At 64.7% G+C, this 15,376-nt stretch carries 12 protein-coding genes; 6 read left to right on the forward strand and 6 right to left on the reverse strand.

The window, feature by feature from the left end:
* Window positions 1–154: 154 nt before the first annotated feature.
* Window positions 155–802 carry a DUF1345 domain-containing protein gene (locus AC5O5I_RS11790; RefSeq protein WP_172220039.1) on the reverse strand — a complete coding sequence of 216 codons (648 nt, stop codon included), beginning with the start codon at window positions 800–802 and terminating at the stop codon, window positions 155–157.
* A 230-nt stretch (window positions 803–1,032) separates the two neighbouring features.
* Here AC5O5I_RS11790 and pgm point away from each other — a divergent pair, with 230 nt between their 5' ends.
* From pgm to AC5O5I_RS11810, 4 genes are all read left to right on the forward strand, one after another.
* The gene (pgm, locus tag AC5O5I_RS11795) at window positions 1,033–2,670 is read left to right on the forward strand and encodes a phosphoglucomutase (alpha-D-glucose-1,6-bisphosphate-dependent) (protein WP_494512621.1); all 1,638 of its coding nucleotides are present in this window, start codon (window positions 1,033–1,035) and stop codon (window positions 2,668–2,670) included.
* 78 nt (window positions 2,671–2,748) lie between these two features.
* Window positions 2,749–3,261, forward strand: coding sequence for a sigma-70 family RNA polymerase sigma factor (locus AC5O5I_RS11800; RefSeq protein ID WP_172226920.1), 513 nt, complete (start codon window positions 2,749–2,751; stop codon window positions 3,259–3,261).
* On the forward strand, window positions 3,258–4,202 hold the full coding sequence (locus AC5O5I_RS11805) for a FecR domain-containing protein (protein WP_494512622.1): 945 nt from the start codon (window positions 3,258–3,260) through the stop codon (window positions 4,200–4,202). The genes AC5O5I_RS11800 and AC5O5I_RS11805 overlap by 4 nt, the downstream gene beginning before the upstream one ends.
* 66 nt (window positions 4,203–4,268) lie before the next feature.
* Window positions 4,269–6,674, forward strand: coding sequence for a TonB-dependent siderophore receptor (locus AC5O5I_RS11810; protein WP_494512623.1), 2,406 nt, complete (start codon window positions 4,269–4,271; stop codon window positions 6,672–6,674).
* A gap of 246 nt (window positions 6,675–6,920) precedes the next feature.
* Here the strand turns inward: AC5O5I_RS11810 and AC5O5I_RS11815 are convergent, their stop codons facing one another.
* Window positions 6,921–7,337 (reverse strand): RidA family protein, encoded by a 417-nt coding sequence (locus AC5O5I_RS11815; protein WP_172226911.1) that lies wholly within the window; start codon window positions 7,335–7,337, stop codon window positions 6,921–6,923.
* A complete protein-coding gene (locus AC5O5I_RS11820) occupies window positions 7,337–8,656 on the reverse strand; it encodes a flavin-containing monooxygenase (RefSeq protein WP_172286616.1) in 1,320 nt (439 codons plus the stop codon). Before AC5O5I_RS11820 ends, AC5O5I_RS11815 begins: the two co-directional genes overlap by 1 nt.
* Before the next feature lie 316 nt (window positions 8,657–8,972).
* Here AC5O5I_RS11820 and AC5O5I_RS11825 point away from each other — a divergent pair, with 316 nt between their 5' ends.
* Window positions 8,973–9,650: a DUF1028 domain-containing protein gene (locus tag AC5O5I_RS11825; protein ID WP_172226906.1), complete on the forward strand. Its 678-nt coding sequence runs from the start codon at window positions 8,973–8,975 to the stop codon at window positions 9,648–9,650.
* Window positions 9,643–10,803 carry an acetylornithine deacetylase gene (gene argE, locus AC5O5I_RS11830; RefSeq protein ID WP_172226903.1) on the forward strand — a complete coding sequence of 387 codons (1,161 nt, stop codon included), beginning with the start codon at window positions 9,643–9,645 and terminating at the stop codon, window positions 10,801–10,803. Before AC5O5I_RS11825 ends, argE begins: the two co-directional genes overlap by 8 nt.
* 123 nt (window positions 10,804–10,926) lie before the next feature.
* Here the strand turns inward: argE and AC5O5I_RS11835 are convergent, their stop codons facing one another.
* From AC5O5I_RS11835 to AC5O5I_RS11845, 3 genes are all read right to left on the reverse strand, one after another.
* Entirely contained in the window at window positions 10,927–12,195 is a 1,269-nt protein-coding gene (locus tag AC5O5I_RS11835) for a carbohydrate porin (protein ID WP_172226900.1), read from the reverse strand.
* Window positions 12,196–12,304: 109 nt separating this feature from the next.
* Complete coding sequence (locus AC5O5I_RS11840; protein ID WP_172226897.1) at window positions 12,305–14,722, reverse strand: glucose/quinate/shikimate family membrane-bound PQQ-dependent dehydrogenase; 2,418 nt, start codon at window positions 14,720–14,722, stop codon at window positions 12,305–12,307.
* 265 nt (window positions 14,723–14,987) lie between these two features.
* A complete protein-coding gene (locus AC5O5I_RS11845) occupies window positions 14,988–15,338 on the reverse strand; it encodes a cupin domain-containing protein (protein ID WP_494512624.1) in 351 nt (116 codons plus the stop codon).
* Window positions 15,339–15,376: the final 38 nt, after the last annotated feature.

Genomic DNA, 15,376 nt, shown 5'->3' on the forward strand with positions numbered 1-15,376 from the left:
GGCTGCAAATACGACAAATGTACTAATGCATGACAGAGATCACATAGCTTCGGGGGCATGCCGGGCGGCAACTGGCCAAGCAAACGTTTTCCTTGAGCTGTCGCGGTGCATATCTCCATGATAATGCTCTGATACTTTCGGACGAGCGGCGCGCTCAGCCCAGTAGCCCTGCCGCGATATTGATGGTGAATCCCAGAATCGCCGTATTGAACACGAACCCCACCAGCGAATGCGCCAGCACCACCCGCCGCAATCCCCGTCCGGCCACACCCACATCGGAAGTCTGCACCGCCACACTGATGGTGAAGGAGAAGTAGTGGAAGTCCCAGTAATCCGGGTTGCGCTCGCCATCGGCGAAGCGCAGCGGCGGTTCATGGTTCTGCCCTGTGTAGAACAGCCGCGCGTAGTGCAGGCTGAATATGCAGCCGATCAGTAGCCAGGACCCTGCCACGGTCAGGCCGGTGTACAGGTAATGCAGGGCCTGGTCAGCACCTTGCAGATCGCGGCTGGACACCAGTTGCAAGGTCACTGCGGCAAGGCTGGCGATGGCGGCAATGCACACGGTGAGCAGGACCAGGCCGGCGTTTTCGTCTTCGACCCGGGCGACCTTGCGGACCTTTTCCGGGCTGGCGTTCCAGCTCAGGTACAGCACCAGCAGCAGGTATAGCCATACGCCAAGGTTCCAGCCGGCGAGGATATGCTGCACGGTGTCGTCGGCGGGGATGAGCCACGCCCCGAGCAGGCCGACGGCGGCGGCGATGCTCAGGCGTGGGTGGGTGCGGGTCAGACGGTGGAAAGCCATGGGGCCTCGTATTCGATGGGTATGGCCTCTACTCTAGACCGGCATCCGCAAGATGAGCGGCATGCGCGGAGTCTATAGGAGCGGCCTTGCGGCCCGATCGCGACGCAAGGCCGCTTCTACAAGGGGCGCGTCAGCTGTTCTTTTCTTTGCTACCGCCCATCGCACGGCATTGCAACTCTCAGTACACTGCACGCTCCAACACCAACATCCGTTGAACTCGAGGTTTTTGCATGACGCTCAGTCCTTTGGCAGGCAAGCCGGCTCCGGCCAGCGTGCTGGTCGATATTCCCCGCCTGCTTACCGCCTACTACACCGGCCGCCCGGACGCTGCCGTGGCGGCTCAGCGAGTGGCCTTCGGCACCTCTGGGCACCGGGGCACGTCGTTGGAGTTGAGTTTCAACGAGTACCACGTGCTGGCCATCACCCAGGCCATTTGCCTGTACCGCCAGGAAAAGGGCATCGATGGCCCGCTGTTCATCGGCGCCGACACCCATGCACTGTCGGCACCGGCCACCGCCAGCGCCCTGGAAGTGCTGGCGGCCAATGGCGTGCAGGTGATGTTGTCCAAGGATGACGAGTACACGCCGACGCCGGCCGTGTCCCACGCCATCCTCTGCTACAACCGTCGCCGCGAGCAGGGCCTGGCCGATGGCATCGTCATTACCCCGTCGCACAACCCGCCGCAAAGCGGTGGCTTCAAGTACAACCCGCCCAATGGCGGGCCGGCCGACAGCGACGTGACCAAGTGGGTCGAGGCCAAGGCCAACGAGCTGCTGGCGGCTGACCTGGCGGGCGTCAAGCGCATGGACCATGCCCAGGCGCTGCAGGCACCGACCACCCAGCGCCACGACTACGTAGGCAGCTATGTGGCCGACCTGGAAAACGTGATCGATTTCGACATCATCCGCAGCGCCAAGCTGCGCCTCGGTGTAGACCCGCTGGGCGGGGCAGGGGTGCGCTACTGGTCGGCCATTGCCGAGCACTACAAGCTTGACCTGGAAGTGGTGAACACCGAGGTCGACCCGACCTTTCGCTTCATGACCGTCGACTGGGATGGCCAGATCCGCATGGACCCGTCCTCGCCGTACGCCATGCAGGGCCTGATCGGCCTGCGCGAGCGCTTCGACGTGGCCTTCGCCTGCGACCCGGACCACGACCGCCACGGCATCGTCACCGCCGATGGCCTGCTGCAGCCGAACAACTACCTGGCCGTGGCCATCGACTACCTGTACCGCCATCGCCCGCAGTGGCGCAGCGACGCTGCCGTCGGCAAAACCGTGGTGTCCAGCGGCATGATCGACCGCGTCACCACGCGCCTTGGTCGCGACCTTTATGAAGTGCCGGTAGGCTTCAAGTTCTTTGCCCAAGGGCTGTTCGACGGTTCGCTGGGCTTTGGTGGCGAGGAGAGCGCCGGTGCGTCGTTCCTGCGCCGCGACGGCTCGGTGTGGGCCACCGACAAGGATGGCCTGATCCCCGCCTTGCTGGCTGCCGAGATGACCGCGCGTACCGGTCGCAACCCGAGCCAGGCCTATGCCGACCTCACCGAAGCGCTCGGCAAGCCGTACGCCACCCGCGTCGAGGCCAAGGCCGACGCCCGGCAGAAGGCCCTGCTGAGCAAGCTGGCGCCGGAGCAGGTGAAGTCGACCGAGCTGGCCGGTGAGCCGATCGTGAAGATCCTCAGCCATGCCCCGGGCAATGGCCAGGCCATCGGCGGGCTGAAGGTGATGACCGCCAATGGCTGGTTCGCCGCGCGCCCGTCGGGCACCGAGGACATCTACAAGATCTACGCCGAAAGCTTCATCGACGAGGCGCACCTGCAGCGCCTGGTGCAGGAAGCCCAGGTGCTGGTGGACGCGGCGATTGCCTGACGGGTAACAAAGCGCTTGGTGCTGTGGTGCAGTGTAAATTAGAATTAATCCTATTTGCGCCACTGCAGGGCCTTCGCCATGATCGACGCCGCGCCGCCATCGCAACCCAGCCTGCCTGCCTTGTACCGTGAGCACCGCGGCTGGCTGGAAACCTGGCTGCGCCGGCGCATGGGCAATGCCTGGGACGCCGCCGACCTCAGCCAGGATACCTTCCTGCGCATCCTCGCCAGTGCCCAGCCGCTGGCAGACATCCGCGAGCCACGCGCCTACCTGCTGACCGTGGGCAAGCGCCTGCTCAGCAACTTCTACCAGCGGCGCAGCCTGGAACAAGCCTACCTCGAAGCATTGGCGCAGTTGCCCGAGCAGCACGTGCCTTCGCCAGAGCAGCGCTGGGTTCTGCTGGAAACCCTGCAAGCGCTGGATGAATTGCTCGATGGCCTGAAAGCCCCGGTGCGCAAGGCCTTTCTCTGGAGCCAGCTGGAAGGCCTGGGCTACGCCGAGATCAGCCAGCGGCTGGGCGTTTGCGAACGCTCGGTAAAGCGCTACATGGCGCAAGCCTATGAGCATTGCCTGCTGGCCGATTTGCAATGACTGACCATTCCCCTGGGCTTCGCGATGCGCTGCGAGCAGCCGCCGGCTGGCTGGCGCTGCTGGATTCTGGCGGCGCCAGCGAGGCGGACCTGACGCGCCTGGAACAATGGCGTGCCAGCAACGCCCTGCACGAAGGCGCCTGGCAGAAGGCGCTGTTGCTGCGTCAGCGTTTTTCGGCGCTGCCGGGTGCACTGGCCATGGCCACCCTCGACCGCCCGGATGCCGGCCGCCGGGCGCTGCTCAAGCAGGCATTGGGGGTGGCGGCGTTGCTGCCGGCGGCCTGGCTGGCGAGTCGCGAACTGCCGCTGGATGCCTGGACCGCCGACATGCGGACTGCGGCAGGGGAGCGCCGGCAGTTGATGCTCAGCGATGGCACCCTGGTGCAGCTGAACACCGATAGCGCGGTCGACATCGACGCGGGCCGACGCCGGCTGACGCTGCTGCGCGGCGAGGTGGCAGTCAAGGTACCGGGCAACCTGACCCTGACCCTGCAGGTGCCCTATGGTCAGGTGGTACTGGGCGCTGGCGAGGTCTGTGCGCGACTGCTCGATCAGGCCTGCCGCGTGTCGGTGCTCAACGGTGCGGCGCGCCTGCAGCCGCTGCACGGCCCGGCATTGCTGCTGCAGGCCGGGCAGCAGGCTAGCCTGCAGGCGGCTGGCGTCGGCCCGGTTACAGGCCTGGACGAATGGCGGCTGGGCTGGCGCGAAGGCGTGCTGCGGCTGGATGATCGGCCTTTGGGCGAGCTGCTGCACGAGTTGCGCAGGTATCGCCCAGGGGTGCTGCGCTGGGCACCAGAGCTGGAGCGCCTGCGCGTGACCGGTACGTTCCGCCTGGACGACACCGACCGGGTGCTGGCCTTGCTCGCCGCCAGCCTGCCATTGCAGGTGCAGACGCGCACGCGCTATTGGGTCAGCCTGGCTGCGCGAGAAAATCGTGTTTGAGGCTGTCCCCTTTTTTTTCCTCACCGGTCATTACCGGTAGTAGAAAATAAAGGGGAGCCTTGTTCGATGCCTGCAGTGACTTATTGCCGCCTGCGCCCACTGGCGCGCGCAGCACATCCGTTGTTCGCCATGAGCCTGTTGTTGTGCGTCCCGGCGTGGGCCGATGAGCCGGCCCGGCGCACCTATGCAGTAGCACCCGCCAGCCTGGGTGCCGCATTGACCCGCTTTGCAGACCAGGCCGGGATCAGCCTTTCGCTGGACCCCGCACTGGTCCAGGGCCGGCAGAGCACTGGCCTGTCCGGCAGCTATAGTGTCGACGAAGGGTTCATGCAGTTGTTGCGCGGCAGTGGCCTGCAGCTGCTGCCAGTGGGCGAGGGTGCCTTCACACTGGTGCCGGCGCCCCAGGCCGGTGGCGCCCTGGAAATCGCCCCCACCAGCATTGTCGGTGGCCTGGCCGCCAGCGGCGATACGCAGCCCTATGCCGGTGGCCAGGTGGCGCGGCAGGGTGGGCAAGGCCTGCTTGGCTCGCGGGACTTCATGGATACCCCGTTCAGTATCACCAGCTACACCAGCGAATTGGCAAAGAACCAGCAGGCACGGACCCTGGGCGAGCTGATCGCCAGTGACCCGTCGGTACGCGCCACCAACCCGGCTGGTGGGCGCTTCGAGCAGTTCACCATCCGCGGTTTCAGCCTGTTCAACAGCGATGTGGCGTACAACGGCCTCTACGGCATTCTGCCTACCTACTCGATCGACATGGAAATGGCCGAGCGGGTCGACATCATCAAAGGCCCCAGCCAGTTGATCAACGGTATTTCGCCGCGTGGCAGTGTCGGCGGTGGTATCAACGTGCAGCCCAAGCGGGCAGGCGACAAACCGATCACCGAATTCACCGGCAGCTTCGCTTCGGGTAGCCAGGCAGGCGGCGCAGTGGACGTTGGCCGCCGTTTCGGCGAGGGCGACCAGTTTGGCGTGCGCTTCAATGGTGTGAAGCAGTCGGGTGACACCGAATGGGACCATCAGAGCGTCGATCGCGAAATGGCGGTGCTGGGCCTGGATTTTCGCGGCGAGCGGCTGCGCCTGTCGGCAGACCTGGGCCATACCGAGCGTGATACCGACGCGCCCCAGGAGCGGGTACTGATCGGTGCCAATGCCAAGGTGCCGGATGCCAACGACGTGCGCCACAACTATGCCCAGGCCTGGAGCAAGGCGCGCACCAATGACACCTTTGGTGCATTGCATGCCGAGTACGATATCAGCGAGTCGCTGCTGGCCTATGGCGCGGTCGGAGCACGCGAGAGCAACCACGACTTCCTGCGCCACAATGTGTCGATCCTCAACGATGCCGGTGACTTCACCGTGCAGCCACGGGATTTCACCCGGGATGAAAGCGTGCGTACCGCCATGGCCGGCTTGCGCAACTGGTTCCATACCGGGCCGGTCAGCCACGAACTGAACCTGGCCGCTACCTACTTCTACATGGACTTCACCAACGGCGGAGCGCGTTATGCCTCGGCGCCCAGCAACCTGTACAACCCGGTGGCGACACCGACGCCAGGTACACCGACCCGCATCGACCCCGAGGTCTACACGGAAAACCGCTTTTCCGGTGTGGCCCTGGCCGACACCCTCGGCTTTTTCGATGACCGCCTGCTGCTGACCCTGGGCGCGCGCTGGCAGCGGGTGCAAGTGGATGACTGGAGCGATGGGGTCAAGGGTGACACCGCCTACGACGAAGAAAAGGTCTCGCCTTCGGGCGGCGTGCTGCTCAAGGTCACTGACCAGCTATCGCTGTACGCCAACTACATGGAGGGCCTGAGCCAGGGCAAGATCGCGCCGTCGACCTCGATCAACGAAGACCAGATATTCCCGCCATTTACCAGCCGCCAGGTTGAGGTGGGGGCCAAGTATGACCTGGGCAAGGTCGCCTTCACCGCCAGTGCTTTCCGCATTCGCCAGCCGGCCTACGAGACCAATGCCACGTCACGGGTGTTCGGGCCCAATGGCAAGCGTGACAACCGCGGGATCGAGCTGAGCGTGTTCGGCGAGCCTGTGCAAGGTGTGCGGGTGCTGGGCGGTGTGATGTATATCGACAGCGAACTGACCGATACCGTTGGCGGCAACTTCGATGGCAATCGCGCGCCGGCCACGCCCGAGTACAACGTCAACCTTGGCGCCGAATGGGATATACCGGGGGTAAACGGCCTCACCCTGACGGCGCGCGGTATTCATTCGAGCTCGCAGTACCTGGACCAGAACAACAGCAAGCAGATCGATGGCTGGGAGCGTTACGATCTGGGGGCGCGTTATGCGTTCAAGGTAGACGCTACCGAGGTGACCTTGCGCGCCAGTGTCGAGAACGTGCTGGATGATCGTTACTGGAGTTCGGCGGGGGCTTCGGATGACAGCGAGCCGGGGCTGACGCTGTCTACCCCGCGGACTTATCTGCTCTCGGCGACGGTCGGCTTCTAGACTGAATCGCCGGGGCCGCTACGCGGCCCATCGCCGGCAAGCCAGCTCCCACAGGGACAGCACAACGCTCGAGGTTCGCACCATTCCTGTGGGAGCTTGCTTTCTCGCCGCCTTGCCCAGGGACCTGTGTATCAGCGTTGAGGTGCCGTGTGCAGGTGTGCAGGCAGAACAACGCTTGCAAGCGGCGGCGCAGGCTACCCGAAGGTGGCTGCACGGCAGGCTGTGATCCGCCGCGCAGCTTGCCGGTCATTCCTGATCCGGCACCACGGCGATCACATCGATCTCCATCAGCCACTCCGGCTGGGCCAACCCGGCAACCACCAGCCCGGTGGAAATCGGGAACACCCCTTTGAGCCACTTGCCCACTTCCTTGTACACCGGCTCGCGGAAGCGCGGGTCGGTGATGTAGGTGGTGGTCTTGACGATGTGCGACAGGTCCGATCCGGCTTCCTCAAGCAACTGCTTGACGTTCTTCATCGCCTGCTCGCTCTGTGCCCGGGGGTCGCCCAGGCCCACCAGCTTGCCCTCGAAGTCGGTACCCACCTGGCCGCGCACATAGATGGTGTTGCCGGCGCGCACCGCCTGGCACAGGTCGTTGTCCAGGGTCTGGTTGGGGTAGGTGGCCTTGGTGTTGAACATGCGGATGCGGGTATGGGTAGGCATCAGTGGGCTCCGAGGGTGCTGACGTTGCTGATCTTGGCGGGTTGCTGCTCATCCGCTGCGCGCTGGTCGCTGTCGCGGTAGGCGGTATAGGTGCGTTGCGTGGCGATATGGCCGGCGACGTGCTTGGCGTCGTGCCATACGCCCCAGATGAACGATGAGCCACGGCGCGACAGCCACGGCAGGCCAAGGAAGTACACACCCGGCTCACGGGCCACGCCGCGCTGGTGCTGGGGCTTGCCGTTGGCATCGAAGGTGTCGACCTGCAGCCAGCTGAAGTCCACGCCGTAACCGGTGGCCCAGATGATGCTGGTGACGCCGGCCTCGGTCAGGTCCAGTTGCTGCAGCGGGTTGCGCATGCACTCCGGGTCGGCCAGGCGCGTGCGGGCTTCGGGCTCTTCCGGCAGGTCGAGGCCGTTGCGCTCGATGTAGGCGTCGGCGGCATCCAGCAGCGCCAGGTAGTTGTCGTCGCCACGGTTGATGTTGTCGACCAGGTTGTTCTGGAAGCGCGCCACGCCGTTTTCGAACGACTGGGTCAGGCCGACCAGGGTCATGCCCTGGTGGGCGAGGGCGCGGAAGTCTACGGTGTGGCCGCCACGGGCGCCGCTCACCGCGATGGTCACGTGTTCGCGGCCGGGCTTGGCGATTTCCGCATCCCATTCACCCAGCACCCCCAGCCACCAGCAGAAGTCGCGGTTGCGGTAGGCACGTGGCGGGCGGTCGTGGGCGCCGACCGACAGGTACACCTGGCGACCCGCGCGCATCAGCTCTTCGGCGATCTGTACGCCCGAGGAGCCGGCACCCACCACCAGCACCGCGCCTTGCGGCAGTTGCTCAGGGTTGTAGTACGCCGCCGAGTGGATCTGGTGCAGGCTTGCGTCTTTCGGCGCGATCGCCGGGATCACCGGCTTCTGGAACGGGCCGGTGGCGGCGACTACGCGGTTGGCACGAATCACACCCTCGTTGGTTTCGATGGTGAAGCCTGGGCGGTCGCTGTTGCGCACCACGCGCTTCACTTCTATGCCGGTGCGCACGGGCAGGTTGAACTTGCGTACGTACTGCTCGAAATAGTCGGCTACCTGGTCCTTGCCGGCGAAGGCGTCGGCGTCGAGGTTGAATTCCAGCCCCGGGAAGCGGTCGTGCCAGACCGGGCCGTTGGCCACCAGCGAATCCCAGCGGCCAGTGCGCCAGGCCTCGGCGATGCGGTTGCGTTCAAGCACCAGGTGCGGCACGCCAAGCTTGCTCAGGTGTTCGCTCATGGCCACGCCGGCCTGGCCGGCGCCGACGACGAGGGTGTCGATTTCGAAGTTGTTCAGTGTCATGTCCGAGCCCTTGTTCAGGCGGTTTTTGTCAGGTCGGTTTGGAGGACCGCCGTTGCCTGGGGCCAGACTAGGGATGCCGGGGAAATGGCGAAAATAGTATTTAGCTGGGGCTTGCCGATAAAACGGCGAACCCCTCGATTTTGTTGCTTTGGGGGGAGGGTGGGGCACGTGCATCCGGTGATTTCTGGCGGGCGGCGCTCGATGTCTGCCAGAGCACAGTTTTTTCCTGCCTAACCCCTCGGAAAAAGGTCGTTTCGCCCACTGCAAGGTTCGACCCAGAATGCCGTGTATCGCACAGCACAACAGGAACCATGACATGACGTTCTCCATCATCGGTCGTTGCCAGGAAACCGGCCAGGTCGGTATCGCCATCAGCTCGTCGAGCATCGCCGTAGGCGCACGCTGCCCGTGGGTGCGTGCAGGCGTGGGTGCGGTCTCTACCCAGAACATCACCTTGCCGGCGCTTGGTCCGCAGATTCTCGACGCACTGGAGCAAGGCCAAATGCCGCCCGCCGCAGCACTGGATCGGGTGCTGAGCGCCAATGGCTGGAGCGAGTACCGCCAGGTCACGGTGATCGACAGCCACGGTCAGGTGGCGGTGTTCACCGGCCGCGAAGCGTTGGGCACGCACCATGCCGTGGCAGGGGAGCAATGCGCGGCGGCAGGCAACCTGCTGGCCTCCACCCAGGTGATCGACGCCATGGTGCTGGCGTTCGAGCAGGCTGGCGGGCACCTGGCCGAGCGCCTGCTGGCGGCAATGCATGCGGCGATGGCCGCTGGCGGCGAGGCGGGGCCGGTACACTCGGCCGCATTGAAAATTGCTGGCGAGCTGACCTGGCCGCTGGTGGACCTTCGTGTCGACTGGGCCGATGCCGACCCGATCGGTGTGCTCGATGGCCTGTGGCAAGCTTATCGCCCGCAGATGCAGGACTACGTCACCCGCGCACTGGACCCCACCGCCGCGCCAAGCTACGGGGTGCCGGGCGATGAGTGAATTCGCCAGCCGCGCGCTGCTGGCCCGGCTGATCGGCTTTACCACGGTCAGCCGCGATTCCAACCTGGCGCTGATCGGATTCATCCGCGACTACCTGGCCGAGCAGGGTGTGCACAGCGAGCTGTTCCATAACCCCGAGGGCACCAAGGCCAACCTGTTCGCCACCATCGGCCCTAGCGACGTGGGGGGCGTGGTGCTGTCCGGGCATACCGACGTGGTGCCGGTGGACGGCCAGGCGTGGAGTGTCGAGCCGTTCGCCCTGACCGAGCGCGACGGGCGCCTGTATGGCCGTGGTACAGCCGACATGAAGGGCTTCATTGCCTCGGTGCTGGCGGCCGTCCCCGCATTCCTTGCCCAGCCGTTGCGCATGCCGGTGCACCTGGCGTTCTCCTATGATGAGGAAGTCGGCTGCCTGGGCGTGCGCTCGATGCTCGCTGCACTCGAACAGCGCCCGCACAAGCCGCAGCTGTGTCTGATTGGCGAGCCCACAGGGCTAAAGCCGGTGCTCGGGCACAAGGGCAAGCTGGCCATGCGCTGCCAGGTGCATGGCGCGGCCTGCCACTCGGCGTATGCGCCTTACGGGGTGAATGCCATCGAATACGCGGCGAAACTGATCGGCAAACTGGGTGAAATCGGCGCGGTGCTCGCACAACCAGAGCAGCATGATGAACGCTTCGACCCGCCGTTCTCCACGGTGCAGACCGGCGTGATCAAAGGCGGCAGGGCGCTGAATATCGTGCCGGCGGAATGCGAATTCGATTTCGAAGTGCGCGCCTTGCCAGGGTTCGAGGCGCAGGCAGTGGCCGACCAGTTGCAGACCTACGCCGAGGCCGAGCTGCTGCCGCGCATGCGCAAGGTCGATGCCGCCAGCGCCATTCGGCTGGAGCCGCTGAGCGCCTACCCGGGGCTGGCCACGCCGGCAGACAGCGAAGCGGCGCGGCTGGTGGCGTTGCTCAGCGGCTCTGACGAGTTCGGCACGGTGGCGTTTGGCACCGAGGGCGGGTTGTTCGACCAGGCCGGCATCCCGACCGTGGTGTGCGGGCCTGGCAGCATGGACCAGGGGCACAAGCCTGACGAGTTTGTCAGCGTCGAGCAGTTGCAGGGGTGTGATGCCATGCTGCTCAGGCTGGTGGATTACCTCAAGCAGGATTGATCGTGCTGGCCTCTTCGCGGGCAAGCCCGCCCCTGCATCAATTGCACAATCCTTGAAACCTGTGCGGTCGGTGTAGGAGCGGGCTTGCCTGCGAAGGGCTGCAAAGCAGCCCCGGCAACCGGTTCAGAAGGTTGCTTTTACCTGCAGACCTACCACCAGTGCATTGTCGATGTCCTTGCCGGAAAACGCCCCCGGCTCGATGATGTACTGCACATCCGGGCGCAGGTTCAGCCACGGCGTGGCCTGATAGCCATAGCTCAGCTCGATCAGCTGCTCGGCGCTGTCGATATCGGGGAACTGCTGCCCAGCGTTGAACGCAGCATCTTCCAGCACATCGCGGCTACGCGGGTTGGGCACGGCGCGGCCGTACCCCAATGCCACGGTGTCCTTCGGGCGCCCCTCGAACGGCTTGTACAGCACCACGCCGGTGCCATACCACTTGGTGAACGGCGAGGCCGCCTTGCTCGATGCCGAGTACTGGCCGAACGCATGCAGGCTGCGACCTGGGGACGCAGGGTCGTTCCAGATCGCCTGGTCTACCAGCAGGTAGTGGCCGCCGCGACCGGATACCTCATCATCGCTGCCGACGCGTTTCACGTCGGAACTGTCGTAGTAGTAGCCCAGCTTGTACTCGCCCGGCAGGTCACCCTGCAGCTTGTACACCAGCTCCACCGGCACCACGGTGCCAGTCGTGTGCTTGGGGCCCAGGTGCCAGGCGCGGCTGGAGTTGCCGTTGCTCTCTGGGTCGACGTTGAACGCAGCCACGCGCAACTGCCAGGCCGGCGACAGGTCGTACTTCACGCGCACGCCCAGGTGGGCGTTGGGGTAGTTGGTCCAGCCGCTGCCGCCGGACATGTTCAGCGGGTGGCCGCAGAAGCCGGCGTTCATGAAGTTGCACAGGATGCCGCTGTCCAGGCCGCCAAGGTCGTTGCCCATTGCCATGTAGCCCAGTTTGACGTTGAGCGCCGGGGTGAACAGGGTACGCTCGTAGCTCAGCTCGGTCAGGCGGGTGTACAGGCCACCGTAGTTTTCCTGGATCGGCAAGCGGTTGCCGACCAGGTCTTCCGAGGCGCTGTTGCCGCGGCGGTCGTTGATGGTCAGCTGGACCTTGCCGCCGTTGTCCAGGCCGTACAGTTTCGACAGGTCGAACTGCACGCCCAGCTTCAGGTTCTGCGAATAGCGCGCCGAGCGGTGCAGGCCACCGTGGGCGTTGTAGGCGGTTTCGCCGCTGTAGTCGCCGGTGAACTTGACGCCGTCGTCTTCCAGCTGGTGGCGCAGGCCACCCCAGTCACCGGTGAGGGTGTTGCGGGTCATCAGGTCGCCGTCGGCGAGGGCGGTGGTGCTGGCCAGGGCCAGCAGCAGGGTAGGGGTGATGCGGATTGCGGATGGCATTGCTGTGTCTCGAAAAGTTCTTCAGGCAATTCGCGGGCGCGCCCGCTTCCACAAGGTTCAAGGCAGAACCTGTGGGAGCGGGCATGCCCGCGAAGCAGGCGACGGGGTCTTACGGCAGCGCGTAAGAAATCACGTAGTCGCCACGGTCAGTCGACTGGCGTGCACCGCCAGCGGTGATCACTACGTACTGCTTGCCGGTCTTCGGCGAGACGTAGGTCATCGGGCCGCCCTGGCTGCCCACTGGCAGGCGAGCCTTCCAGATTTCGTTACCGTTGCTGCTGTCGTAGGCGCGCAGGTAGAAGTCCTGGGTGCCTGCGATGAACACCAGGCCGCCTTGGGTCGACAGGGTGCCGCCGAGGGTTGGCAGGCCGATCTTGATCGGCAGGTGCATGCGGATACCGAGCGGGCCGGTATCTTCAACAGTACCGACCGGTACCTGCCAGGCTACCTGGCGGGTCTTCATGTCGATGGCGGTCAGGGTGCCGAACGGCGGCGCCTGGCACGGAATGCCGGCTACCGACAGGAAGCGGTTCTTGTTCACCGCATACGGGGTGCCCTTGAGCGGTACCGCGCCCATGCCGGTGTTCAGTGCTTCACCCCCGGAGGCCGCGTCACCCTTGTTCTGCGACGGGATCATCTGGATCCACAGACCAAGGCGCATGTCGTTGACGAAGATGAAACCATGTACCGGGTCGGTAGACAGGCTGCCCCAGTTCATGCCACCCAGCGAACCCGGGAAGCTCAGCGACAGGTCGGTGCCTGGTGCGGTGTACAGGCCGTCGTAGCGCATCTTCTTGAAGTCGATACGGCACAACAGCTGGTCATACGGGGTTGCGCCCCACATGTCAGATTCGGTCAGGGTCTGCGCGCCGATCTGAGGCATGCCAACCGACTTCGGCTGGGTGGGGGAGTACGGCTCGTTGGGGATGTTGCTTGGCTTGACCGGTACTTCGTCAACCTGGGTCAGCGGCTTGCCGGTGGCGCGGTCGAGCACGTAGATCTGCCCAGCCTTGGTGCCGATCACCACCGCAGGTACCGACTGGCCGTCGTCCTTGGTGAAGTCGATCAGGCTTGGCTGCATCGGCAGGTCGAAGTCCCACAGGTCGTTGTGCACGGTCTGGAACACCCACTTCTGGTTGCCGGTGGTGGCGTCCAGGGCCAGTACCGAAGCACCGTAGGTGTGGTCCAGCTTGTTGCGTTCAACGCCATAGATGTCGGTGGAGGACGAGCCCATCGGCAGGAATACCGTGTTCATCGCCGGGTCATAGGACATCGGTGCCCAGCTGTTCGGGGTGCTGCGCACGTAGGTGTTGTCACCCTGAGGCGCCTGGCGATCTTCCGGGTTGCCCGGGTCGAAAGCCCAGCGCATTTCCCCGGTGATCACGTCGAAACCACGGATCACGCCACCTGGCATGTCGGTCTGGACGTTGTCGGCGACCCGGCCGCCAACCACCACGGTAGTACCGGCCATCAATGGTGCGGAGGACAGCTGGTAGAAGGAGTCTGGCACGTTGCCCAGGCCTTCCATCAGGTTGACCTGGCCGTTGTTGCCGAAGCCCTGGCAGAACTCGCCATTGTCGGCGTCGACGGCAATCAGGCGGCCATCGATGGTGTTTGTCAGCAGGCGGCGCTGGCAGTTGGCGCCAGCCGCTACACTGCCGCCAGCGATCGGCGAGCTGTTCGGCTGGGTCGGCTGGGCGATGGCGGCTGTCGCATCGAAGTAAGCCATGCCGCGGCAACGCTGCCAGACCTTGGATTGCGCGTTGATTGCGTTTTTCCACAGCTCTTTGCCGGTGTCGGCGTCAAGGGCGATCAGGTTGTTGTGCGGCGTGCAGATGAACACCTTGTTGCCGATCTGCAGCGGGGTCAGCTGGTCTTCGGCGCCGTTGCCGTCGCTGATGGCCACGTCACCGGTGTGGTAGGTCCAGGCCACTTTCAGCTTGTCGACGTTGTCACGGTTGATCTGGTCCAGCGCGGCGAAGCGGCTGCCACCCTCGGTGTTGCCGTAGTGGGCCCAGTCCTTCTGTTCCTTGCCGGCTTCGACCGGGGTCATGCCCGGGCCCTTGCCGGTAGGAGCGACGCTTGGGTGGGCAACGAACATGTTGCCGGCGGCGATCACCAGTACCACGGCCATCACCGCGGCAATGCCGTAGGCGCCACGGCCGCTGTTGGCACCGTTGGCGCGGGCCAGCAGCGGGTAGACCAGCGCCACCGCCATGCCGATCGCGCCGAACATGAACAGGCGCGAGAACAGCGGCCAGAACACCAGGCCGGCATCGACCAGCGCCCAGGCGGCAGTGCCGACCAGAAACGCCGCGTACAGCCAGGCACCGGCCTTTTTGCGGCGGGCGATGAGGATACCGGCAATGGCCATGGCCAGGCCGCCGATCAGGAAGTACCAGGAGCCGCCCAGGCCGGCCAGCTTGATGCCGCCAGCGGCCAGGAGGAGGCCGAGCAGGGCGATGATCACGCCCAGGCCGACAAGGATGATGTTTGTGGCGCCAGACGCGCGCGGTGTTTCTTTCATGCCAGGGATCTCAGCAGGTGGAATGGGCGCAGTTTAAGCCCTTAGCTTGCTAATTAACAAGTTAGTACATAACTTTGTGAGGCTGATTGTCGCAGGGCTGAACTTGCCAAGGTGTGGCTAAAAGCTTAGATCAGGCGGTGAAAAAAGCATTAAACGGGGTGTTCATGCAGGTTATTAAATTTGCATTGATACTTTGGTCGAGTGGCGACCGCGTTTGTGCCAAGAGCAGCTTGGTGCTGCTCCTGCAGACACTACGGGCGGCCTTTCAGGTGGGCCACGGGGTGGCACTGGCATAGAACACGGCGAGCCAGACGGTCGGCATGCCAGGTGCCGTCCATTCCACCCGGTGGCGGCAGTGCGGTGGGATGTCCAGGCAATCGCCCGGCGCCAGCAGCCGGGTATGGTTTTCGAGCTCGAAACGCAGGCCGGCGGCGCCGCTGAGCAGCACGATCCATTCGCCCTCGGCCTGGTCGTACCAGTAACCTGGCGGACTGGCTTGGCCGCTGGAGACGATACGCTCGACGCGCACGCCCGGGCGGCTGAGCAGTTCGTCCACGCGTTCGGCGCAGGTTGGGTCGGCGGCGGGCAGGGCAGTCAGCAGGTTGGTCAGTGTCATGGAAAGCCTCATGGGAAGGATTTGATTCCACTATGAAC

The sequence above is a fragment of the Pseudomonas sp. 9_2_1 genome (assembly GCF_059295275.1).